This is a genomic window from Chryseobacterium sp. MYb7 (assembly GCF_002979455.1).
Classification (GTDB): Bacteria; Bacteroidota; Bacteroidia; order Flavobacteriales; family Weeksellaceae; genus Chryseobacterium.
In genome coordinates this window covers 167,637-190,275 of the sequence record NZ_PCOU01000002.1, presented here as the reverse complement: position 1 = coordinate 190,275, position 22,639 = coordinate 167,637, and the positions used below count along the sequence as shown (strand labels likewise).

The 22,639-nt window shown below is 34.1% G+C and carries 23 protein-coding genes; 11 read left to right on the top strand and 12 right to left on the bottom strand.

The features are described 5' to 3' along the window. Positions 1 to 321: 321 nt before the first annotated feature. From CQ046_RS02800 to CQ046_RS02790, 3 genes are read left to right on the top strand one after another with little or no spacing between them, the layout of a single operon-like run. Positions 322 to 1,005 carry a hypothetical protein gene (locus CQ046_RS02800; RefSeq protein ID WP_105700805.1) on the top strand — a complete coding sequence of 228 codons (684 nt, stop codon included), beginning with the start codon at positions 322 to 324 and terminating at the stop codon, positions 1,003 to 1,005. Next, the gene (locus CQ046_RS02795; RefSeq protein ID WP_105700804.1) at positions 1,002 to 3,320 is read left to right on the top strand and encodes a DEAD/DEAH box helicase; all 2,319 of its coding nucleotides are present in this window, start codon (positions 1,002 to 1,004) and stop codon (positions 3,318 to 3,320) included. Before CQ046_RS02800 ends, CQ046_RS02795 begins: the two co-directional genes overlap by 4 nt. 15 nt (positions 3,321 to 3,335) lie before the next feature. After that, complete coding sequence (locus tag CQ046_RS02790; protein ID WP_105700803.1) at positions 3,336 to 3,869, top strand: hypothetical protein; 534 nt, start codon at positions 3,336 to 3,338, stop codon at positions 3,867 to 3,869. Positions 3,870 to 4,658: 789 nt separating this feature from the next. Here CQ046_RS02790 and CQ046_RS02780 read toward each other — a convergent pair. The 11 genes from CQ046_RS02780 to CQ046_RS02730 form a co-directional block, all read right to left on the bottom strand. Beyond that, on the bottom strand, positions 4,659 to 6,386 hold the full coding sequence (locus tag CQ046_RS02780) for a DUF2326 domain-containing protein (protein WP_105700801.1): 1,728 nt from the start codon (positions 6,384 to 6,386) through the stop codon (positions 4,659 to 4,661). After that, positions 6,383 to 6,619: a hypothetical protein gene (locus CQ046_RS02775; RefSeq protein WP_105680709.1), complete on the bottom strand. Its 237-nt coding sequence runs from the start codon at positions 6,617 to 6,619 to the stop codon at positions 6,383 to 6,385. The genes CQ046_RS02780 and CQ046_RS02775 overlap by 4 nt, the downstream gene beginning before the upstream one ends. A gap of 6 nt (positions 6,620 to 6,625) precedes the next feature. Continuing rightward, positions 6,626 to 7,549, bottom strand: coding sequence for an SMEK domain-containing protein (locus CQ046_RS02770; RefSeq protein ID WP_105680710.1), 924 nt, complete (start codon positions 7,547 to 7,549; stop codon positions 6,626 to 6,628). Between the two features lie 282 nt (positions 7,550 to 7,831). Further along, entirely contained in the window at positions 7,832 to 8,857 is a 1,026-nt protein-coding gene (locus CQ046_RS02765; RefSeq protein ID WP_123906564.1) for a hypothetical protein, read from the bottom strand. Positions 8,858 to 9,316: 459 nt separating this feature from the next. After that, complete coding sequence (locus CQ046_RS02760; protein WP_123906563.1) at positions 9,317 to 9,874, bottom strand: hypothetical protein; 558 nt, start codon at positions 9,872 to 9,874, stop codon at positions 9,317 to 9,319. 145 nt (positions 9,875 to 10,019) lie between these two features. Beyond that, positions 10,020 to 10,364, bottom strand: coding sequence for an Hsp20/alpha crystallin family protein (locus CQ046_RS02755; RefSeq protein ID WP_228406866.1), 345 nt, complete (start codon positions 10,362 to 10,364; stop codon positions 10,020 to 10,022). 161 nt (positions 10,365 to 10,525) lie between these two features. Further along, positions 10,526 to 10,930 (bottom strand): hypothetical protein, encoded by a 405-nt coding sequence (locus CQ046_RS02750; RefSeq protein ID WP_105700798.1) that lies wholly within the window; start codon positions 10,928 to 10,930, stop codon positions 10,526 to 10,528. A gap of 31 nt (positions 10,931 to 10,961) precedes the next feature. Beyond that, entirely contained in the window at positions 10,962 to 12,014 is a 1,053-nt protein-coding gene (locus tag CQ046_RS02745) for a response regulator (RefSeq protein WP_105700797.1), read from the bottom strand. 5 nt (positions 12,015 to 12,019) lie between these two features. Continuing rightward, a complete protein-coding gene (locus CQ046_RS02740; RefSeq protein WP_105700796.1) occupies positions 12,020 to 13,228 on the bottom strand; it encodes a PAS domain-containing sensor histidine kinase in 1,209 nt (402 codons plus the stop codon). A 129-nt stretch (positions 13,229 to 13,357) separates the two neighbouring features. Beyond that, the gene (locus tag CQ046_RS02735; RefSeq protein ID WP_105700795.1) at positions 13,358 to 14,233 is read right to left on the bottom strand and encodes a universal stress protein; all 876 of its coding nucleotides are present in this window, start codon (positions 14,231 to 14,233) and stop codon (positions 13,358 to 13,360) included. Between the two features lie 7 nt (positions 14,234 to 14,240). Beyond that, complete coding sequence (locus CQ046_RS02730) at positions 14,241 to 15,611, bottom strand: L,D-transpeptidase family protein (RefSeq protein ID WP_105700794.1); 1,371 nt, start codon at positions 15,609 to 15,611, stop codon at positions 14,241 to 14,243. Positions 15,612 to 15,967: 356 nt separating this feature from the next. Here CQ046_RS02730 and CQ046_RS02725 point away from each other — a divergent pair, with 356 nt between their 5' ends. The 3 genes from CQ046_RS02725 to CQ046_RS02715 all read left to right on the top strand — a co-directional run bounded on the left by CQ046_RS02725 (position 15,968) and on the right by CQ046_RS02715 (position 18,041). Next, on the top strand, positions 15,968 to 16,633 hold the full coding sequence (locus tag CQ046_RS02725) for a BON domain-containing protein (RefSeq protein ID WP_105700793.1): 666 nt from the start codon (positions 15,968 to 15,970) through the stop codon (positions 16,631 to 16,633). 116 nt (positions 16,634 to 16,749) lie between these two features. Continuing rightward, a complete protein-coding gene (locus CQ046_RS02720) occupies positions 16,750 to 17,511 on the top strand; it encodes an SDR family NAD(P)-dependent oxidoreductase (protein WP_105700792.1) in 762 nt (253 codons plus the stop codon). A 53-nt stretch (positions 17,512 to 17,564) separates the two neighbouring features. Beyond that, complete coding sequence (locus tag CQ046_RS02715) at positions 17,565 to 18,041, top strand: Dps family protein (RefSeq protein WP_034692183.1); 477 nt, start codon at positions 17,565 to 17,567, stop codon at positions 18,039 to 18,041. Positions 18,042 to 18,091: 50 nt separating this feature from the next. On the opposite strand, the gene CQ046_RS02710 is transcribed toward CQ046_RS02715, so the two are convergent. After that, positions 18,092 to 19,024 (bottom strand): 1-phosphofructokinase family hexose kinase, encoded by a 933-nt coding sequence (locus CQ046_RS02710; RefSeq protein WP_105700791.1) that lies wholly within the window; start codon positions 19,022 to 19,024, stop codon positions 18,092 to 18,094. 164 nt (positions 19,025 to 19,188) lie between these two features. Between CQ046_RS02710 and CQ046_RS02705 the strand changes: the two genes are divergently transcribed. The 5 genes from CQ046_RS02705 to CQ046_RS23840 all read left to right on the top strand — a co-directional run bounded on the left by CQ046_RS02705 (position 19,189) and on the right by CQ046_RS23840 (position 22,574). Continuing rightward, on the top strand, positions 19,189 to 19,851 hold the full coding sequence (locus CQ046_RS02705) for a BON domain-containing protein (protein ID WP_105700790.1): 663 nt from the start codon (positions 19,189 to 19,191) through the stop codon (positions 19,849 to 19,851). A gap of 110 nt (positions 19,852 to 19,961) precedes the next feature. Then, positions 19,962 to 20,726 (top strand): MlaE family ABC transporter permease, encoded by a 765-nt coding sequence (locus CQ046_RS02700; RefSeq protein WP_105700929.1) that lies wholly within the window; start codon positions 19,962 to 19,964, stop codon positions 20,724 to 20,726. Further along, positions 20,726 to 21,505: an ABC transporter ATP-binding protein gene (locus CQ046_RS02695; protein ID WP_105700928.1), complete on the top strand. Its 780-nt coding sequence runs from the start codon at positions 20,726 to 20,728 to the stop codon at positions 21,503 to 21,505. Before CQ046_RS02700 ends, CQ046_RS02695 begins: the two co-directional genes overlap by 1 nt. Before the next feature lie 11 nt (positions 21,506 to 21,516). After that, a complete protein-coding gene (locus CQ046_RS02690; protein WP_228406865.1) occupies positions 21,517 to 22,260 on the top strand; it encodes an MlaD family protein in 744 nt (247 codons plus the stop codon). Positions 22,261 to 22,274: 14 nt separating this feature from the next. Then, complete coding sequence (locus CQ046_RS23840; protein ID WP_228406864.1) at positions 22,275 to 22,574, top strand: hypothetical protein; 300 nt, start codon at positions 22,275 to 22,277, stop codon at positions 22,572 to 22,574. Positions 22,575 to 22,639: the final 65 nt, after the last annotated feature.

Below are 22,639 nucleotides of genomic sequence, written 5' to 3'. Positions count from 1 at the left end.
ATCAAAGTCTATCAAAAATTTTCACCAAGCAAATACAAGCCTTATCAACTTTTTACTCTCTCTTAGAATAATAATTCCAACCAAATTAAACTCCAATTGACATGCCTTGTAATTCGTGGATGTTATATTGTTTGTTTTTAGTTACAAACAATCATTAAGTTTAAATAATAATATTAATGGTCTTCTAAAGCAAAGTTAAAATACCTTCCCGATTTACACAATATTATTCTCTTTATTACGGAAATCCATAATGCTAATATTTTAATATATCGTAGATTTCTCTTACCAAAATATTTATTATATTTAGTCAAACCAATAACTATGAAGGGATACACAATTGTGGATTGCCAGGCCATTAAACCACATATTAAATTTTTAAGGATTAACCCGACAGATCTTAAGCTTACTCTCAAACATATACTTGATTCATTAATGAACCTAAGCTGGATATCAACATTCGATAGGGAATTCCTAAGATCCAGTTATGAAGAACGATCTAAGCCAACGATAGCTTATATTGCTACAAAAATTATTAAGAAGGACGATGATACTGTTACAACTAGCTCCGGAGAATATGTCGTTTCAGAACTTGCTCGCCAATCCATAATTGAAAGTTATGCATATTTAGATATTCCTCTCGCTGAGTTATTTAAGAAAAAAGTAATTGGAAACCACGGCTTCGACTTTTATTCCTTGAATTTAAACAAAAATATTCTCTTCGGAGAAGCCAAATATATTGCCAGTCAAAATGCTTATGGAAGCGCTTTAACACAAATTTCCCAATTTTATAAAGACAAACAACATATTACCGACATTGCAGACATTCAAAATTTTTTTTGTGATGAATCACTGCAAAATTGCCACAATGATGAGGTAGGCTTTATTGCAGCATTTTCTTCTAAAGATATAACAACAGATTTGTTAATCGAAAATATCAAAAAAAATAAGTCTTATTTATCTCTTTGCTCTTCTAAAGAGATCATTTTAGTTGCAGTTAACATATGAGCCATAATTTTATACGCAGAATTCAGGAAAATGAAAATATTAGTGACATATTCTCCTTTGTTCTCAACAATTTATTTAGAAGTGGTCCTAATCGAACGTCAGATCTTGAAATATTAACTCTACTTCGTATTTATCATCCTCAAGAATTCGCTGAACATCTGGGCAAAGTATTATATTTTATAGGTATATTTTATAAGCATAATCTACAGGCTAATTCACTTGAAGAGGTAATTTTCGGTCAATATCGCAGGCATATTAAACAGGAGTATCATCACTATTATACCCCAGTCCAAGCAAAAATTCTGTACAGTATTCAAAATAAGAAATGCTTTAGTTTTTCAGCCCCAACCAGTACTGGAAAATCATTTGTTTTTCTAAATCAGATCAAAGAATCCAAAAATGATGTCGTAATCATTGTACCTTCAAGAGCACTAATTAACGAATATCTTATCAAATTAGATCATGCACTTCAAGATAAGTCAATAAATATATTGACCTTTATTGATAAGATAAATACAAAAAAAGCTATTCGAAATATCTTTATTGTAACTCCCGAAAGATGTAGGGAATTATTTAGGCTTAAATTACAATTCAAGATTGACTTGTTTCTTTTCGACGAAGCCCAATTGTCCAATGAAGAATCTACACGAGGCCTATTATTTGACGGTATGGTAAGACGTTGTTATAAAAATTTTCCAGATTCTACTTTTGTATTCGCACATCCTTTTGTTAAAAACCCCGAAGCTCAATTTCTAAAAAACAATATCGAATTTAATATCGGAAATTTTAAGCAATTTGTTCAGAAGAATGTTGGTCAAATTTTTTTTCATCATGAAAAATCATCTTCTAGTTTCTATCATTTTGGTATTGACAAGTTCGTTATGGGAAATTTCAAAGTCTTGTCTCCCTTTGATCCCATTGAAACTATTCTGAAGGCTAACGGGTCTGTACTTTTTTATGTCTCAAAGGCATCAATAAAAAATAACAAAGTATTTATAGAATTTCAGGATTACATAAAGTTATGTAATGAATACAGTGACGAAATAGTAAGTGATTACATACAAGATCTTACTGAATACACCGGAGGGAACACGGATAAAAATAAGGATTACTATTCCAAACTTATTAGCTACTTAAAACGAGGTATTGTAATTCACCATGGCTCTCTGCCTTTAAAAATAAGAAGTATCCTTGAAAAATACACAAATGCAGGCTTATGTAAAATTTGCTTTGCAACTTCAACATTGGAGCAAGGTGTAAATATGCCATTTGATCTTGTTTATCTAAATAAATTAGAAGGTTCAAAACCTCTTTCGGTGAAAAACTTAATTGGTAGAGCTGGCCGGTCAACAATGGAATATAAATTCGATTATGGTTTTGTGGTAGTTAAAAATATACGAAATTTTAGAAATATAATGGTACAAGACGAAGAATTGGAAACCACATCATTGCTTGATATTGAAGAGCCTGAAAAAGATGACGATTATAACGATTTCAAGGATGCAATTTTAAATGAAGCTTTTGATGATGAACTAAATCTTACAGAAAATCAGGTTAGGAGACTGAGTTCACAAGATATCTTCACCACGATTGAACAGCTATTAAACTCCATTTTTGAAGGTGATGATATTATATCTTTAGAGACTTTAAATGAGGATATAAATGAAAAGCATTCCTTATATGATAAGTTTGAAGAAATATATTCAAACTATCTAGGGCGTGAACTAAGTCATGGTGAACAAAATGTTTTTAATACTGCAATAAAAATTATTATTTGGAAAGTCCATGGTAAAACATTTAAAAATATCTGCTGGTATAGGTATAGTTACACTAGTTTATCGAACTTAAGGCGGCTCCAAAAAAATAATCGCATATTTTTAGATCGCCTTCAATCTAAGTGGTATACTGAATGTCCCACTGAATTTCCTAATAAAAATCTTCAACCTTATAATGCATTAAATCTTGATGGTAAAAACATATTAGCAAGGGATGTAGATTACGATTTTATCATTAGTGATACTTATGACTACATTGATAAATTGATAGGTTTTAAATTGTCAGATGTATTTTATGCTGCATTTATCAAATATTATGAGCAGTATGAAGATCCAAGAGCTATAAAGCTTTCAAAATATATAAAGTATGGGACTGACAATGAAAGGCATATTCTTTTATTGAGATATGGTCTTACTTTCGAAGATATTCTTACTTTAGATGAACATATTTTAGACGTCTCAGAAGAAGAAATAATAGTAAAAAACACAATTTATGAACTACCAGAAAAACAAGTCGAACCGTTACGCAGATACTTCTAATTTTATATCCTTTATATGACAGATATTTTTAAAATAATTCTAGATCAAATAAATAAATATGGTATAACCGGAATATTAGGTTGTTTACTTTACATTATTTACAAAATTATTACTGCTTCATCGACAAAATGGTCAGTACGGGAACAAAGCTATATTACGTTGCTCCAAAATCTCGGCACTTGGAACAATAGCCTGTCTGATCGATTAAGTTATTACCAAGAGCCTGGGTCTTGGTATAGAGATGATCCTAATGCAGCAAGTTTCAAAGAAAATTGTGTTAAAGGCGAAGCCGCTTATCAAAACATACGAGATCATATTAGTATAAGTAGAATCTTTTTATCAGACAGTGCAAAAAATGCCCTTGAAGAACTGTTAAGTACTCATTGGTATATCGCCGAACATGATGCTGTTTGTACAGCTGATTATTTAAATAAAACCTCGCAGCTTGTACAAACAACTTATGATATTCTTTTAGTGGAGGCTAAGAGCGATTTTTCACGAAGCAGAAAATTAAAATTTGTGCAGAAATTACTTGAAAAAAACACATAATCTCTTTGGGAATAATAGGCTTGATATCGAAGTCCAACGCCCGAAAATTGCTGTAGTTAAACACACATTAAAAGAGCAACAGGATTAATGTCGCATTAAGAAACCATAGGTGCTTTATTAGGATATCTAGCCGACAATTTTGCAAGTCTTATACCATTATTTGAAGTATTTTGGGATTACCGGGTATTTTTTAGCTTCTTGAACTTTCAGGTACAGAAAATTTAGACGAAAATTTTTGAGTACGGTTAGGAAAGTGAATTATTCCCCTATTCTATTGTAATTAGTTAGTTTTCAGATATTTGTATATTTGTTATAGTTATTAATAGTTGGAAAAAAGTTAAACACTATTTGCCCCTTATGGTGAATTAAATTATTGATTATCAATTTAATTCACATTTTGTATCGATTAGTATTTCTCCCTTCAAAAAATAAAATAACTCATATTTTAAACAATAGATCAAGCTGTTATTATTTCATAATAACTAAATATCTAATTTGCATATCGAAACTAAAGTGTATTTTAGTTGAGTTGTTCAGATTTTGTAGCTTAATCCATAAGATATTGGAGTTGTGGCAAATTCGTGGCACTTTTGAAAAGTAAATTTTAAATCATTTGATTTTCAATTACTTAAATCATTAGGTTCGAATCCCTCACTTTCCGCAAATGCGCTTTGAAGACGTTTAAACGAAGGGTTTTTATAAAGTGTGGCAAAATCGTGGCAAACATAGCCTCGACCACTGAAAAACCTGATAAATACACCGAAGAAGCGGAAAATTTCGAATCCCGTATTATTTCGTTTCATTGTATTTAAGTCCCAGAAACCGCTTTTCTTTTGTAAAGGAAGCACGTTTGACAGAATCGATATCAAATACCAATTTTCCTTTCTTGTCAGCAAGTTCTATAAGGTCCCTATTCAAAGTAACGATATACTGAAACTCGTTTGGACTCTTTTCATTATAAGAATAGAGATAATTAAGACTCTTTTCGATGGAATCATCATCTTCAAAGATATTGTCGTGGATCAAAAATCCTGGGTGGTATTTTTTTGTATATTCATTGAACATAAGAGAAACGTCATAAATGAAGATTTTCATACGTTCTGTGGAATGGCTCCCGTCATCATCGGTTCTCATAATGAATTCCACAATACTATTGTTCTTTGTAGTAATGATATCGAAATGTGCTTCCCTATTGCCCATGATCTGTTCGTGGATCTCTAGGATTGTCTCCCTAAAACTTTTGATAATTTCAGTTTTCTGATAGAGCTCTTCATCAAATTTGGCCAACAAGGCGGTCTTTTCAGCTTTTAGAAGTTTTGTTTCCCTTTCTGCGGTGTCATGTCGTTCTATTAAGGACCTAAGACTGCTCAGTTCACTGTTCTTTTCATTAAAAACCTTGATTGAAGTCTTTAGATCTTTCAGAATTTCGCCGTTATCAATCAGACCTACTTTCCTGGAATAATCGTCATCCAATTTCCGTAGGGTTTCGTTCAACAAGCTCAGCTCTTCTTTAAGTGACTGTAGACGGTCATTGACAATAGAAGAACGAAATCCATCAATTTTGTTTTTAAATTCCTTAAGTTCATCCAGTGATTTTTCGACAAGGTCACCCAGGCCCTGTTTGAACTGGTTAAAAATGATGGCCATTTCCTGTTCATTGATATTTTCAGGTGCCGGCAGAGAATCGATCTGCTTAATTTCATATTTTACAGCCTGCTGCCTCACCCTAAGGGTATGCATCCTCTCCTCCAGTTTAACAAGGTCATCCTGCAGGGCTTCAAAAGAAGCATTACCTTTGAGCGCTTCGATCGCTTTGTTGATTTTATGTACCTCACTATCAAGTTCATTGAGATGCGCTTTAGCATCGGGAATTTTGATCTCGTTGTTGCGGGTTACAATTTTTTTTATTTCTGAAAAATATGCCGATTTTTTCTTGAGATTTTCATTTACCACCTTAAGATCGGAATACTTCTCAAGTCCAAGATTAAGATAAAATAAATGGGGACTATAGTCAGGTGGAATCCTCTTGCTCGTGTCATGGGATTGGATCAGATCTTTAAATTCAGACCTTTCATCCCTAATGATGGGTTGAAGCAGATTTCTGAAACTTAGTCTCTTCAAATTGGCAGGAAAAGAATCAAAATATAGTTTACCCAGATAATCAGAGGCATCTTCAAGACGGTCGAAAACAGTCTCCCTTTGATCCAAGTATAGCGTTATGGTTTCCGGATTTCTTATGGACCTTGCAATGGTCATTTTTTTCCCATTAAAGTCTAGATCCAACTTGATATCACTTTCGATAATATCGATGGAACTTTTGGGTATGAGGCTTAACCTACTGTCAGAAAACCGCTTTAATAAACAAAAATTAATAAATTCGATGCAAATAGATTTTCCGACACCAATTTTTTTATCTGTGCTTTCGGCAGATTCCCCCATGATAATATTGATCCCATAATCGAAAGAGATGGGTTCGAATATTTTAGGTTCACTATATAATCTATTTAACTTAATCATTTCTGTTTATTAACATATATAAATGGGGCATTAAAGTCGATGATCCCTGAGGAGTACAAAAATGCAAGACCGAAGAAAAGATGCCTGTAACGGGTAATATTGTATTTCTTAAGATCTTTCGCAACATCGAAAATAGATATCTTGTCGGCTCTTCGACGCTGAATGGATTTCAGTATCAGCGAGGCGACATATACCGATGATGTTTTTATATTTTCGTCTTTACTTACCAACATGTTCTATTAATTTGGAAATACGTTACAATTAATGAGCTCATCGAGCAAATAAAACCTGATGGCCTGCTTATCGAATGTAAGTCCGTTTACTGACAATTTATTATTAAAGATATCAGCGAGTTGATCAAGAGCTGCTCTGGGATCATTATTTTCCCTAGTTAGCACCATATCACTTTCATATTTAAGATAAGTGGAAATTTTAATCGCTTTCACAGCGTCTACTTCCTTTCTTGCCTCAGCCAAGGGCTGCTGATACAACATACATAATTCCGAATACAAACTTATTAAAAATTTGCTATGATCAGCAAATCTGTTGAAAATTTTAAAGTCCGGATCAACGTTTCCAGGCCTCTCAGAGACTGCCAAATTATCTTCATTACTTAAATACCCTATCAGTGCCATTATGGTTTCAACTTCATTGGATTCCGTCTTATTTCTTTCCGGGACAATGTGCTTGTCTAAGAATTCTGCAATCTTCTTAACCTGATCCAGATCAGAGATATCATTGATCAAGGCAAGAAGTCTTGTGATATCCAAAACATCGTCCTTGTGTTTGAAATCATGTCCGAATTTCGTTCTATAGTCCTTAGCATCTTTGGATATCAGCATCAGCTTTAATTTATAATCTTTATTTTCCGGCTTACTATAAAATCCATCGATAGCTTCCTTAATCTTGACGTTATCATTTTGGGAGGTCACTTGGATTGCTATCTTATCCACATGATCTATCAGGTCAATAAAAGCGTAGTTATTGGATTCAAAATTCGTATTGGTGAAACTATAGCCAATCAGGTTGAAAAGATCCCTATAAAAATTTTCTGCAAAGATGTTAATGTCGGTCAGGTTTAGGGCATTTAAAATCATTACCTCTGTTTTTAGATAGGTAAGTCTCCTGGTGATCAACTTAACATATTTCTCTTTGTTATCCATATAATTTTTAAAAGGCTATAATTTATGCAAAGATATAAATATACCCTTATGAATTTCCGTATTTACATAAAAATAGGAACATAATTAACTGTCTAATTATTCTTTTCTACGGGGCTATATTTAAACATTGGCTTTAATATTGCTATTCCAGCCATTAAGGCTACGACATGTTTCGGATTGTCTTTTTTATGGAGACCGCACTTTTTTCTGCTGTTGGCGCAGTAAAGAAATGTGATTTGGAAAAGAATTAGACCATGCATTCCCGAAACTAGTGGATAAACATCAGAATGGAATGTTATTTTCGGCCTCAAGCTCTGAAATCATCCTGTCGACCTTTTCTTCATTAAAGAGATGCTGATGATTACTTCTGTTCACAAATAAGTAAAAAAGTTTTTTATTATTTTTTTCAATAAAAGTATCATCAAGATGGGGATATGAGAAATCAGAAGTCATTACGAAAGAAGTGACGAAATTTTCTCCTCCGTCTTTCACGATCTCTATACTAAAATTTTGAAATATTTTAAACAGATTGGCATCACTGGTTAAAAAAAACGGATAAATAGCTTTCTGGAGTATTTCTGATATACGAAAGCTGTTTGCTGTAAATTTGGAATGAAACATATCCCACGCAGTTCCTTTAAGCTTTTTTTTGACATCCTTAGGCTTATTCAACCCTATCATTTTCCTAAACTCCGTATTTCCGCCAAAAATATTCATTCCCAACTTATACTCGGCACCGCGAAAGATGTTAAGTTCATTGGTCATCCAGTCTGCCAGTGCATCTATATTATATTCGGCATTACTTTTTGTCAGACCTTTTGTTGCCAGGCTTCTTATTTTAAGTAACGTACAATAAGAATTTTTCAGAATCTGGTTCACAGGCTCCATTGGATCTCCCTTCATGGGAGGTATTCTTCGGAACACAAAAAAGTCACGGTAAAAATCGTAATTAAAGCTTTTAAAAATTTTAATGGGGACTTGAGTAAAGAAATCAATCCGGTGTCTAAAATCCTCGAATTTTTCAAAATCGAAACTTTCTTTTTGTGAGCAGAGCTCTAAAAATGCAAAAAAAGGATCGATCCTGGTTTCGGGATATTTGGTTATATACTCTTTCAATGCTAATATTCTCTGGATATTGACCCCTTGTGCTTTTCTCTTATGTTCTACCACTTTAATGATATGCAAACAGACACAGCTGTCAAGAAAAACAATGGGCTGGAAGCCATCTTCCAAACAGGAGGCCGTAAATACCTTATCGGGTAAACTAACTTCTCCTTTTTCGCTAAAACAATTATAACTAAAATTCACATGTTTCATAAACATTAACTGCAACTTCCACATTACATTTGATAAGCTGAAGCATTGTGCAGCAAAAGAGGCTATTTTTCAGATATTGCCATAATATGCGTAACAGTTTATCGGTAAGGGCTAAAAACAAAGATATTAAATCTCTGGGGTATAAAATTACGATAAACCTTTAAAAACTTCTGCTGATAAAAACTAGCGGTAGCATCTTCCTCCTCCTATCCTTAAGGCTAGACCATCCTAGCCTGTTAGAGATACGTTTTAAGCTTTTGCAATAAGTACTGTTTTTTATATTATTTGCGGAAATACTAAGACATAACAGGCCAGCTATAAATATTATCAATTAAATTTATACAATATATGTAAATATAATGTGTAATTTAGATATGTCACTAAATATAGTAATAGTGGAATACCTAACAGAATTCAAACAAAATCAAAATATTTTTAAATGAATGATTATCAATGAGTTAAAACTAAAATATTTTCTATATCTGTAAAAAAAGAGTTTGGATAGCGTCCTGTTAAGTTCACAAGACCGACATTTGAAGATTTCACTCTTTGATGTCGGTTTTTTTTATTTCCTAATCCGTTGTTATACTGGTAGATACACTGAGCAACAATATTCATTTTAGGTGTTTGAAAACTTTTTCCGTCAAATTCGACTTTTTGGGGGAATATCAAACACCCTATCGTTCTTTTCGTTTGAAGATCGCCCTGCTGGTAAAGGTTTACAAGGTTTTCCATTGAATCTAGTGCATTTTCTATTTTTGTCTTTATGTCAAGTTCTTTACTTTCTGAGACCATCTGTTGAATCTCCTGTTCAAGTTGTTCTATTTTGCATTTGGTAATTTTTTTGATCTCTTTATAATCTTCTTCATCAAGTTTATCTTCAAGGTATTTATCTCTTGCACTAGCAACTTTTTCTTCAAGCAAATTAATCTCTTTTGAAATTGACTTCCTCTTAGCCTCTATATCGCAAGTGAATTGTTTATAGTTATCTAAAAGTATTTCTTTCATAAGCTCTTTAATGATTGGATTATATTCCAACTTAGAAATTTCCAGTTCAAAAAGTTCGTTTAATTTGTCCGAATCAAATCTGAATCCATATTTGTAATGACAGTGATAATAGTAATAGGTTTTTATGAATTAATACTGAAAAATTTTAGCGTATTTTGATCTCTTTTACTTCTTTTTTATCCAGATTAGATTTATTAATGGTAATATTTAATAATCCCCCTTTATAATTGGCTTTTATATGGCCTAAACTAATACTATCCGGTAAGCGGAAACTGCGGACAAACGAGGAAGCTGAAAACTCTTTTCTGACATAATTTTCTTTTTCTTCTTTTTTCTCTGCACTGGTTGCAGCACTGATGATCAATGTTCCGTCCTCAACTGCAACTTTGAAATCCTTTTTCTTAAATCCCGGAGCTGATACTTTAAGCTTATAAACACCATTTTTATCAATAATGTTAACTGTTGGCTCCGTTTTAGCCAAATTCATCATTCTTCCAAAAATCTTCTACCAGAGATTCTAATGATTGAGATCCATTTGATGGATTGGTTTTTTCCAAAGTTTTCATAACACAATTATTTTAAGGTTTATACTTCAAAGGTATAAGAGAAATAATTTTTAAATTATGACGATCGTTGCGTTTTGAAATGATACTAATCACTTTTTTCCCAGGCATCGAGAATTTTAATTATTGAGGAAATCTTCAATGTTGAATCTGTTATGGTAATGTATTTCAATCCGGCATCCTGAATTATTGATACATCCACAGGAGCCTGTTCCTGGAATCTGAAGATAAAATATCTAATCCCAAAGGATATAAGTTTAAAAATAAGCCTGTTTGAAACTAGGTTTTCCTGATCAATGATTATGGCAGTATCTTTTGCTTCTGCAAAATGAACGGTAGCTTCACTTAAAGGATTTATTATGATCGTAATTTTATGTTTTTTACGATTAGCCAAAGCCAGAAGCTTTTTATCTTCCTGGCTGATATGATAAACGATGACTTTCATACTGTCTTTTGAATCATCAAATGTATAGATCCCATTATCACTATTCAATGTATAAAATCATTATAAAAAGTGACAGAGATTAGTTTTTTAATTTTTGAAGACGGGGAACATCCAATATCGTAATCCTGCCTGCATTTCTATCTATTAAATTTTCTTCTTTAAAATCACTCAGAATTCTGCTTACCGTCTCAATAGCCATTCCAGCCATAGAAGCAAGGTTTTCTCTTGAAATTTCAAAATTTTCAGTGTGAGGATGTTTTGTATGCAGCTTAAGTAAAACTTCCGCCATTCTTTTTCTCACAGAAAAATAAGCAAGCTGCAATAGCTGCTCTTCGTGGGTAATAACATTCTGGGCAAGAATTTTGATGAATTTTTCCGCTATGTCCGGATATTTATACAGTAGTTGATCAATAACTTCTCTGGGAACTGAGCATAAGTTAGTATCCTCCAATACTTCAGCTGTCTCTTTATATTCTTTTCCTGCAAATAATGAAGTGATTCCAAAATATTCTTCCGGACTGTAGACTGCTGTCATGAATTCTTTTCCGTCTTCTGTCATTTTTGTTGTTTTCACCGAGCCTGATATAATAAGATAAACAGCATTTGCAGTATCACCCTCATAATAGATAATCTGTTTCTTTTTAAAAGATTTGACTTTTCGTTCATCAAAAGCTTTCTTTAATTCATCAAGTCCGTGCGAACCATGAAATAAATTGGTCATTTGACTAAGAATATTGCTATAAAGGCTTTTCTGACGTTCTTTCTTTTTCAATCGGCTTTCAATAGCACTGAGGAGTTCTATATCATCAAATGGCTTAGTAAGGTAGTCATCCGCCCCCATTTCTATTCCTTTTCGGATTTCTATCCGATCCGTTTTTGCCGTTATAAAAATAAAAGGGATAAGCGCAGTATCCTCTCTTTTGCTTAAAAGATGTAAAACCCCATATCCGTCAAGCTCCGGCATCATAATATCACATAATATCACATCCGGTATATGCTTAATGGCCAGATCTACTCCCTGTTTACCATTAGAAGCCTGAAATACTTCATAACTGGCAAGCTGAAGAATCTCCGAAGTGCTTTCGCGGATATCGTCATTATCTTCGATTATCAGTAGGCGTGTCTTTTCCATTGGTACTAAATTGGAGTGTTGTTAGCTGAATTTTTATGAAATGATAAGGTAAACTCAGTACCTTTATCTGATTTACTTTCAAAATGAACCCGACCATCCATGAGATTTACATACCGCTGAACAATATTGAGACCTAAACCTGTTCCGGGAATATTTCCTATATTATGTGCCCTGAAAAATGGCTGAAAAAGACCGGATTGGTCTCCTTCGGGTATTCCTATTCCATTATCCTTTACTGAAAACACATACCTATCTTCATTTATTTCTGTAGAGAATTCAATCAACGTATGTTCTCCTGAATATTTTATAGCATTGCTCATTAAGTTCATTAAACAATTTCTTAATAAGTTTTGATCCAGATTTATTTCACTCTCTGATCCTGTGTGCTGGTAAATTATAATTTGGTCTTCTTTGGTGATAAGCTGCATTTCTTCTGTAAGTTCTTCTGAAAACTTAACAATATCAAATGAATCATAATGGGGTTTTACAATTCCGGTATCCAATTTTTCTAAGGAAAGAAAATCATTGAGGATGGAGTTCAAACTGGCAATTGCATTTTTTATCTTATGGAGATGTTTTAATATTTGGATATTGTCTGAAGTTTGAAGATATTTTTCAATAAGTACGGCAGAAAGCTGCATAGAACTTAAAGGGGTTCGAAACTCGTGTGATGCCATTGATACGAACCGGCTTTTCATTTTGTTAAGATCCTTTTCTTTTTCCAGCGATATATTAGCTTCTTCCTTGGCCACCTCCAATTCATAAAGCATTTCTTTTAGTGATTTTGTACGGTTTTCGACTAATTCTTCCAGCTCACCAGCATACCTTTTAAGAGATTCTTCCGCTTCTTTTTCTTTGGAAAGATCGTGGATAAAACCTGTATAAATCATCCTATCCTGATATTGTACTTCGCTTACAGCAAGCCTAAAAGGAAATTGTGTCCCATCCTTTCTTAATCCTCTGACTTCCCTTCCTTTTCCAATGATTTTCTTTTCTCCGGTAGTCTGATAATGAATAAGGTAACCATCATGTCTGCTTTTATCGGGTTCCGGCATTAATACTGAAATATTTTTTCCGATTAATTCTTCCTCTTTGTAGCCAAATATTTTTAGTGCAGAGGGATTCAGGCTTTCTATTTTCCCCCTGTCATCAATGGTTATAATACCGTCAATAGCCGTTTCAATAATGGCTTGCAACAGTTTGGCACTTTCCATAGTTATCGTATTATGCAGATATATAAAGTTATACATTTTAGCATAATGAACATATATGATCTATGAAAATGTTTTCGTATTCAATATTATTTTTATTATAAACAATTATAATTATATATAATAATTAATTCAAAAATGAATATGACCATTTTCAGGAATCGTTAATAGTGGAATTTCCAATTCTACAGCCTGTCTTGCGGCATGACTTCCCAAAAATAGTCTTTTGAAAAAACTTTTGTCATGATGGCCCATCACTAACATATCGATGTCTTTGTATTTTAATATTTCCAAGCCATAATCTATATTTTCACTGTATATACAGTTGTAGCAAATTTTACCATTAAGGTTCTTTAGAAATGCCTCTTTCTTATGTTCATAAGTGGCATCCTGGATCACATCATTATCACTCTGAATAATATGGGTAATTAAAAGCTCAGCATCAAAGTATTTGGCAAATTCAATTAATAATTGGGCTGTTTTTATGTCTTTTTTATTCAGATCTGTAGCGAAAGAAATCTTCTTAAGCCCATTATATTTATGGTTTAAGGGAACTAAAAGAAGCGGATACTTTGTGTTTTCAATCATCTGTATGCTGTTGCTTCCGAAAATAAAACGGGTAAGCATCCCTGCTCCTTGCATACCCATGACGATAAGAAGCGGTTTTTTCTCGGCTGCCATATTGTTAATCACATGAACTGCATCGCCTCCCTCACTTCCATAATGTATTGAAGGATGAAATGGGAAAGCTTCATCTCCCCATACAACTTTTTCTCTGTCTTCCAGTGCCTTTACCAACTTTTTAAGCTCTTTTGTATTTTCTTCATATAAATCTGGATATTCGTATACAGACCACGCGATCTGCCCAAGCATTGGACTTTCAATCGGTAACCCAAAGGCATGGCATAAATCGATGTTGGCTTTCAGGGCATGAGCCAAGTGAAGTGCATAAAAAGCAGCATTTCGCGCTGACTTTGAGTAGTCTGTAGCGACTAAAATCGTTCTCATAATCTGATTATTTATTTTGGTTAAACATATTTTCTAATGAATCATCTAAATGGTAAATATCCTTATATAATACAGGCTTTCCATCCGTTATAAGACAGGTCAGATAGGTTATAATAATCGGAACAGGTTGCTTTAGAACAAAATCTTTTCTTTTATACTCTGACATTGCATTTTCCAAAACAGGAATCTTGTTTCCTAAACCATCGTTTTTTAATAGGAGAGCTGCCAGCTCTTTAGCATTCTCAACACGAATACACCCGTGACTCAAAGCTCTTTCATCTTTACTAAACAATTGTTTTTGAGAAGTATCATGAAGATATATCCCATAAGAGTTGTCAAATCTAAAAACCACCGCCCCCAATGCATTATCACATCCGGATGATTGTCTTATACTATATCGGTAAGGGTTTTGACGGATCTCTTTTAGTTTTGATGAACTTATTTCAACCTGATTTCCATTTTTATCATAAACTGAATAATGATGGTTCTCTAAATACTGAGGACTTTTTAAGATTTTAGGCAGCATTTCTTTTATGAAAATACTTTGGGGAACCTTCCAGTCAGGCGCTGTTGTAAAATAACGAATACTGCTGCTCAAAACTGGCGTTTTGGTGGTTGGCTTTCCTATAATCACTTTAAAATCAGATACATCATCCTGGTGATAAAGTTTCAATGTATAGGAAGGAATATTGACCAGGATATAGGAAGTATCATGGGTATCAATCCACCGTAAGCGCTCCATATTGATGATGATTTTTTCAGATTCCCTTTGTGGAGCTATACAATCATCTTCCTCATAGAGAGTATTTAAATAGTTCTGGAAATTCGTGTATTCTTTTATTTTAGGCTGAACCTCAAGGATTGTCTTAAGAAAATCTGTCTGCTGTCTTGCATTCAGCAGTATATGGTCGGATCGAAATCCATTTATATCATTGGAATCAATATATGATGATTTATACAAAGGGTTGTATTTCCCTAAATGCATGTTATTGATGAATGTGAGAAGGGCGTCCGTCATCAGAATATCGAACTCAGCTTTTTCCTTTTGATTTTCTTCAACAGGAGTATCTCGCAATTTTCTTAATTTCTGAAGAGAAATGGCATCCCAATGATAATCAGATAAAGAAAGACCAAATCGATAGGAATATTCCAACAGTAACATTGCAGTTTCAGGCTGATCTGATTTCTCTGGAGTTATCCACGCATATTCAGAATTATTTCCGGTATAAAACCTAATAACCGATTGCGGATAATGCAGCTTTGAGAGCTTACCATTGTCTTTAAGTAAAGAAGTAATCTCGTTTGTTGTTTTCAAATCCTGAGCTTGTGTAATTATTGTAAAGCAAAGAATAATGGTGAATGTTAAAAAAGCTTTCATAATCTGAAGTTTATGCTACAAATTTCCAAATTACCATACTGTCAAATAATGACTGCCATCACTAAAAATAATGATATCGCTATACTTTAATCTGTTTTTTTCAACGCTTTCCAAATACTTACTAAAAGCAAATCGATTTAAAATTTTATGCGTTTAAAAGATTGAAGTGTTGAACTGATCAGTATCATTTTTTGCAGTGATACCTGTCATATTATTTCTCATGCAGGTTCGTGACCTTTGGGATGAATTAACATACAGCATTGACTTAAGCAAAAAGTACTCTAAGAATTAGATGCAACTATAAAATTCTTGCAATGAGCAAACTTTAAACATTTATTAATCCAAAAAAAATTGAAATGAAAACAAATGCAAAATTACAAAGAGATGTTCAAAATGCCATTAAATGGGAGCCATTACTGCATGCTGCAGAAATTGGCGTTATTGCAAAAGACGGTGTGATCTCTCTTACCGGCATAGTTGACAATTATGCGAAAAAAGCAGAAGCAGAAAATGCTGCGAAAAAAGTTGCAGGTGTTAAGGCTTTAGTTGAAAACATTGAAGTAAAATTTCCAAGCTCATTGAAAAAGGCTGATGCCGAAGTAGCCAAGGAAGCACTGGATGCCTTACAATCTAATTACTCTGTTCCCGATGATAAAATAATGGTAAAAGTTGAAGATGGATGGGTAACCTTAGAAGGTGAATTACCGTGGCATTACCAAAAAGAGGAAGCAGCAAGTGTAGTAAAATATCTTACCGGTGTAAAAGGTTTGATCAATAAAATTACAATTAAATCAGAATTAGACGATGCGATACAAAAAAAAGACATTCAGGACGCATTGAAAAGAAGCTCAATTTATGATAATGATATTAAAGTATCCGTTTTGGGAACAACAGTAACTTTAACGGGAACTGCAAATTCACTGTATCAGAAAGAAGAAGCCGGTCGTATTGCCTGGAAAACTCCGGGTATATGGAATGTAAAGAATGAACTGGAAGTTAATTATGAGTATGATTTTTATTAATCCCGGATTTAATCTTTGACCTGTGGAAGATAACTTTTTCTGCAGGTCAATTTCAGTTCAATATAGATTACTATTAAAAAATTACCAAAATCTATTCATTAAATAAATCTGAACTCATGAGCAAATTAGAAAATAAAATAGCCATTATAACAGGCGGCTCCGGAAGCATTGGCAAAATTACAGCTAAACTATTTTTAGAAGAGGGAGCAAAAGTAATGCTCGTCGACCTCTCTGAAAAAGAATTACAAGAAGCTGCCTACGAATTAAATAGCGAGCATATAAGATATGCAGTTGCTGATGTTTCAAAAGCTGCTGATGTTAAACACTATGTTGCGGAGACCATAAAACTATTTGGAAAAATAGATGTGTTTTTCAACAATGCCGGTATTGAAGGAGTTGTGAAGCCAATTGAGCACTATCCTGAAGATATTTTTGATACAATTATATCCGTCAATGTCAAAGGGGTATGGCTGGGCAATAAATATGTTTTACCTCAAATGAATGATGGTGGAAGCATCATTATAACTTCATCTGTGGCTGGAATATTGGGGTTTGCAGGGTTAAGTGCTTATGTCACCAGTAAACATGCCGTAGTTGGCATTATGAGAACTACAGCCCTTGAAGCATCTTCGCGAAAAATCAGAGTGAATACAATTCACCCTTCTCCGGTAAATAACAGAATGATGCGTTCTATAGAAGAAAGCTCATCTGCAGGACATGGTGAAGAGGTTAAGAAGCAATTTGAGGCGGCAATACCATTAGGACGTTATGCTGAACCTATTGAAATTGCAAAACTGGCTTTATTTCTTGCAAGCGAAGACAGTCAGTTCATTACAGGAACAACTCAGATCATTGATGGTGGAATGTCTGCAAAATAGTAATATGTATTTCTCTGGGATACTAAAAAACAATAAAACCAATTAAAATTAAAATGAAAATACAAATAGGAATAGCAGACAATCATCGGCAGGCAATCGCGGATCAGCTCATAAAAATATTGGCAGATGAAAACGTTTTATATATAAAAACAAAAAATGCCCATTGGAATGTTGAGGGAGCTGACTATCATGACAAACGTACTTTTTTTGATACTCAATGCAAACAATTGGATGATATCATCAACAGTATTGCAGAAAGAATACGTTCTCTCGGTCAGTATGTACCGGCAACTCTAAAATCGTACGTAAGTTCAACACATTTTACAGAACAAAATGGGGAGAGACATAACAGCCATGCTTTTATTACAGAATTATTACAAGATCATGAAAGTCTTATTCTTAGACTTTGTGAATATACCATGAACTGTAAGGATGACTTACACGACGTAGCAACAAGTCATTTTATAACGCGCCTCTTAGAAATACATCAGAAAATGGCTTGGCCTTTACGTTCACATATAGTAGAATAATTTCGCAGACAAAAATTGGAGCTAACTATGATATCATTTTTAAGTAAAAGTTATTTCCAAATTTTATAAAATAAGTGCTTCGCATTTTCCCTGGTAAAAAGTCCTGTTCCTTCGGTCATTGTAGTGGCAGATCCACAAGCAATTCCCATGGAAAGGACTTCTTTATAATCACCTCCCTTTACCAAAACCGAAACCATTCCTGCAACCATGCTGTCTCCAGCGCCAACAGTGCTTTTTACTTCAACAACCGGTGCCTCAATCTTAATTTTTTCACTTCCTGAAAATAAGACAGCACCCTGAGAGCCCAATGATACTACCACAATCTCAGCTTTACCCTGTGAAATGATAAGCCGGGCAGCTTGATCTATATCAGTTTCTTCCAGTTTTTCTTTTCCCACTAAAAAGGCAAGTTCTCCAATATTAGGTTTTAATAAAAACACCCCTTCTTCTACCGCTGTTCTAAGAGCTTCTCCTGATGTATCGATAATTACCTTAGTTCCCATTGCCTTATAGATATTAACAAGTCTTCTTAGAAAATTCGGATTTGTATTTGTTGGTAAACTACCACTGATGACGACAAAATCCGGACAGGGATTTATGGTAGGCAAAATGCTTAGAATTTCTTTTTGCTGTTCCTGCGTCAGCTCTTCTCCGGGAAATCCAAATCGATACTGTTTGTTGGTGGAGATATCCAAAACAATGAAATTTTCCCGCGTTTCTGAAGTAATATGGGAAGGGAATATATTCAGCTTCTCGCCCTTAAGCAACTTTTCAAGCAATCTTCCGGTCCTTCCCCCTGAAGTAAAAAAAATATCTGAGACTACTCCCAATCTTTTTAAGGCTCTCGATACATTAACTCCGCCCCCACCCGGTTCATATATAGGAGAATTACAACGCAATTTCTTTTCGGGAACGACGCTCTGAACACTGCTGCTTTTGTCTACTGATGGGTTCAGTGTTATTGTTAAAATAGTTTTGTCCATTTTTATTTTTTTTAAGCTACACACGTACATAGCTATCCAAATTTCAACAATAAAACACACACCACCAAGCATTTATCCTGATTAACATCATGATTGATTGTGATGTTGGTCATCTTATATTTTGTGAAGTTGCTGGAACTTTGAAGTATAAAACTGTATAAAAAATGAAAACAAATGCAGAATTACAAAAAGATGTTCAGGATGCCATTCAATGGGAACCTTTGCTGTATTCAGCAGAAATTGGTGTTGTTGTAAATAACGGAATTGTTTCCCTTACAGGTAATGTAGACAGTTATGCAAAAAAGCTGCAGGCTGAACATGCCGCAAAAAATGTTACAGGGGTAAGGGTTTTGGTAGAAGATATTGAAGTAAAATTACCAGCCCCCCGCTCAAAAACCGATGTCGAAATCGCCAGTGAAATTATAACCGCATTTAATGCAAACTCATTTATTCCACAAGAAAAAATAACAGTAAAAGTAGAAGATGGCTGGGTGGATCTGGATGGTGAAGTATCTTGGGAGTACTTAAGGGAAATTACAGAAAATTCGGTCAAGTATCTACCTGGCGTCAAAGGTATTTACAATAATATCACCATTAACCCAGAAATCCGGGACGCTGTTGAAAAGAGTGATATTGAGAGGGCACTTGACAGAAGTTCAATCGATAATAGTGAAATCAGGGTGTCCGTAACCGGAACTACTGCCACATTAACAGGGACAGTACATACCTGGCATCAAAAGGAAGAGGCTGGTCGTATTGCCTGGAAAACGCCTGGTATACAGGATGTAAAAAATAAGTTAGAAGTGGATTATGAGTATGATTTATAACTAATAAACCTTTACCCCATTTCTAAGCATTGCAAGCCACCGGTTTTCTTGATAGGTTTAATCCTATAGATTATAAACAAAATGCACTGGAATATTTTAAATCCAACATCGTGAAAACCTATTTTAAAAATTATCTTAGCATCGCAGGCAATATAGCTTTATTCTCCCGTCGCTTTTTTAAAGAAATTTTAAAACCGGGATTTGAGTTTAAAGAGTTTATACGACAGTGTTTTGTTGTTGGTTACCAGTCATTGCCTTTAGTAACGATAACAGCTTTTATCATGGGATTGGTGCTCACTATACAGTCACGTCCGGCTATGGCAAGGTTCGGTGCAGAATCTATGATACCCGGTATGGTTTCACTGTCATTAATAAGAGAAATTGCACCGGTCATTACGGCTTTGATTTGTGCAGGAAGAGTTTCGTCAGGAATTGGAGCAGAACTGGGTTCTATGAAAGTCACAGAACAAATTGATGCCATGGAGGTTTCAGCGATCAATCCTTATCGGTATCTGGTGATAACCAGAACTCTTGCTACGACATTAATGATTCCTGTTTTAGTACTATATGCCGATCTGATTGGGATTATCGGTGGCTTTATCGGCATCAATATGCACAGCGAAAGCAATCTTGAACATTATTTTTCTCATGTATTTCAATCGTTAGAATATGAAGATATTTTACCGGCTATCATTAAAACCTTCTTTTTTGGATTTTTTATTGGTATTATTGGTTGTTATGAAGGATTTAATGCTTCGGGGGGAACTAAAAGTGTAGGAAAAGCGGCAAATTCAGCCGTAGTTTCAGCATCATTGATCATTTTTATCATTGATCTTATAGCCGTACAGATAACCGACTTATTTTTTGAATTATGATGGAAAATAGGGAAAAATTTACAGCCGAGTATAATGAATTACAAAACTGCGAAACATTGATAGAATTTAAAAATGTTTACAAATCATATGGCAGTAATAAGGTACTCAATGGAATCAGCTTTACCGTTGGAAGAGGAGAAAACCTGGTCATTTTAGGAAAATCGGGCTCGGGGAAGTCAGTTACGGTTAAATGCCTTGTTGGCCTTACAAAAGTTGATAAAGGAGAAATATTTATATCGGGAAAGGATATAACAAAATTGGATGAGGAAGGACTCAACCGGATCCGAATGAAAATTGGTTTTTTATTCCAAAATGGGGCCTTATATGATTCAATGACGGTCAGAGAGAATTTAGTTTTTACATTGCAGCACAATAATAAAATGCTTACCGAACAGGAAATAGAAACAGCTGTTAAAGAAGCTTTACAAAATGTAGGACTGGAGGAAGTGATTGACCTATTGCCGGCAGAACTGTCCGGAGGAATGAGAAAGAGAATTGGGCTGGCGAGAGCACTAATCATTAAACCGGAAATTATCATATATGATGAGCCGACAGGAGGTCTTGATACCATCACAGCTCGTGAAATTATCGGGCTCATTCGAAATATCAAACTACAATACAATACCTCATCCATAATCATAACACATGATTTAACCTGTGCAAAATATACCGGTGACAGAGTCATCGTCCTTAAGGACGGTCTAATTAAGGCTGAGGGCAGCTATAAAGACATAGAAAATAATGCCGATGATTGGGTAAAATCTTTTTTTGAAAAATAAATAGAACAATCATGAACAATGAGTCATCAAACAACTGGAAATTGGGAATTTTTGTCACAGTTGGCATCCTTCTTTTCATAACAACCATATACTTTATTGGGGTCAACAGAAATTTGTTTGGCTCTAACTTCGCTCTTCGTTCTGAGTTTAAAAACGTCAGCGGATTAAAGCAAGGCAGTAATGTCCGCCTTTCCGGAATTAACATTGGAACAGTCAGCAAAATAAATTTTATTTCAGATTCATTGGTTTTGGTAAAGATATTAATTAGAAAGGATGTTCAAAAATATATCAAAACTGATGCAGTTGCCAGCATTGCATCTGACGGATTAATGGGTGATAAAATACTTATTATTACCCCCGGTCCACAATCTAACACTATAGTGAAGGATAATGACTTCATTACTTCTTATAAAACCATCGAGATAGATGATATACTCTCGAGTGTAAAACAAAGTACCGATAATGCCAAAACAATTACCAACGAACTCGTGGAGTTCAGCGGTAAAATGAATAACAAGAATAGTTTATTGACAAAAATAATGACCAATAAAGATTTTGCTTCGAGAATTGACAAGACCATAGAAAACCTGCAACTAAGCTCCCGAGAACTGGCAAAATTCACATCTTTTATGAATAATAAAATGGATTTGCATCAAAAATATTTACCGATAAGAAATGGTCAGATAATATTGAAAGCAGCATTTCTAATTTGCGGAACAGCTCCCAAGAAATTAATAGGTTTACAACAAAACTAAACGACAAAAATAATGTGTTTTCTCAATTATCTTCCAACGATTCTTTAGCTCCTTCAATAGAAAAGACACTGCGCAATCTTGAAAAAAGCTCTGATGATCTAATTCAATTTACTTCGAAAATAAATAATGATGAGAATGTATTATCGAAACTTACCAACAATCCTAAATTAGGGAAATCTGTAGATTCCACTATTGTTAATATTGAAAAAGGTGTTGGTGAACTGAGAGAAATAGAGGCCGCCGCTAAGAACAATTTTTTGCTGAGAGGTTATTTTAATAAAAAGAAAAAAGAAAACGAAAAACAAAAAAGATGATTGCTGCCTAATCCATTCAAAAAGGTATGATTCATTTATTCGTACCAACCTACTATAATATACAC

Excerpts from the sequence above, each read along its gene's own strand:
- CQ046_RS02690 (WP_228406865.1), top strand. The coding sequence starts at position 21,517 with ATGAACAATGAGTCATCAAACAACTGGAAATTGGGAATTTTTGTCACA.
- CQ046_RS02710 (WP_105700791.1), bottom strand. The coding sequence starts at position 19,024 with ATGGACAAAACTATTTTAACAATAACACTGAACCCATCAGTAGACAAA.
- CQ046_RS02760 (WP_123906563.1), bottom strand. The coding sequence starts at position 9,874 with ATGAAAGAAATACTTTTAGATAACTATAAACAATTCACTTGCGATATA.
- CQ046_RS02730 (WP_105700794.1), bottom strand. The coding sequence starts at position 15,611 with ATGAAAGCTTTTTTAACATTCACCATTATTCTTTGCTTTACAATAATT.
- CQ046_RS02755 (WP_228406866.1), bottom strand. The coding sequence starts at position 10,364 with ATGATGAATTTGGCTAAAACGGAGCCAACAGTTAACATTATTGATAAA.
- CQ046_RS02740 (WP_105700796.1), bottom strand. The coding sequence starts at position 13,228 with ATGGAAAGTGCCAAACTGTTGCAAGCCATTATTGAAACGGCTATTGAC.
- CQ046_RS02705 (WP_105700790.1), top strand. The coding sequence starts at position 19,189 with ATGAAAACAAATGCAGAATTACAAAAAGATGTTCAGGATGCCATTCAA.
- CQ046_RS02715 (WP_034692183.1), top strand. The coding sequence starts at position 17,565 with ATGAAAATACAAATAGGAATAGCAGACAATCATCGGCAGGCAATCGCG.
- CQ046_RS02735 (WP_105700795.1), bottom strand. The coding sequence starts at position 14,233 with ATGAGAACGATTTTAGTCGCTACAGACTACTCAAAGTCAGCGCGAAAT.
- CQ046_RS02770 (WP_105680710.1), bottom strand. The coding sequence starts at position 7,549 with ATGGATAACAAAGAGAAATATGTTAAGTTGATCACCAGGAGACTTACC.
- CQ046_RS02775 (WP_105680709.1), bottom strand. The coding sequence starts at position 6,619 with ATGTTGGTAAGTAAAGACGAAAATATAAAAACATCATCGGTATATGTC.
- CQ046_RS02720 (WP_105700792.1), top strand. The coding sequence starts at position 16,750 with ATGAGCAAATTAGAAAATAAAATAGCCATTATAACAGGCGGCTCCGGA.
- CQ046_RS02795 (WP_105700804.1), top strand. The coding sequence starts at position 1,002 with ATGAGCCATAATTTTATACGCAGAATTCAGGAAAATGAAAATATTAGT.
- CQ046_RS02790 (WP_105700803.1), top strand. The coding sequence starts at position 3,336 with ATGACAGATATTTTTAAAATAATTCTAGATCAAATAAATAAATATGGT.
- CQ046_RS02780 (WP_105700801.1), bottom strand. The coding sequence starts at position 6,386 with ATGATTAAGTTAAATAGATTATATAGTGAACCTAAAATATTCGAACCC.
- CQ046_RS02800 (WP_105700805.1), top strand. The coding sequence starts at position 322 with ATGAAGGGATACACAATTGTGGATTGCCAGGCCATTAAACCACATATT.
- CQ046_RS02725 (WP_105700793.1), top strand. The coding sequence starts at position 15,968 with ATGAAAACAAATGCAAAATTACAAAGAGATGTTCAAAATGCCATTAAA.
- CQ046_RS02745 (WP_105700797.1), bottom strand. The coding sequence starts at position 12,014 with ATGGAAAAGACACGCCTACTGATAATCGAAGATAATGACGATATCCGC.
- CQ046_RS02695 (WP_105700928.1), top strand. The coding sequence starts at position 20,726 with ATGGAAAATAGGGAAAAATTTACAGCCGAGTATAATGAATTACAAAAC.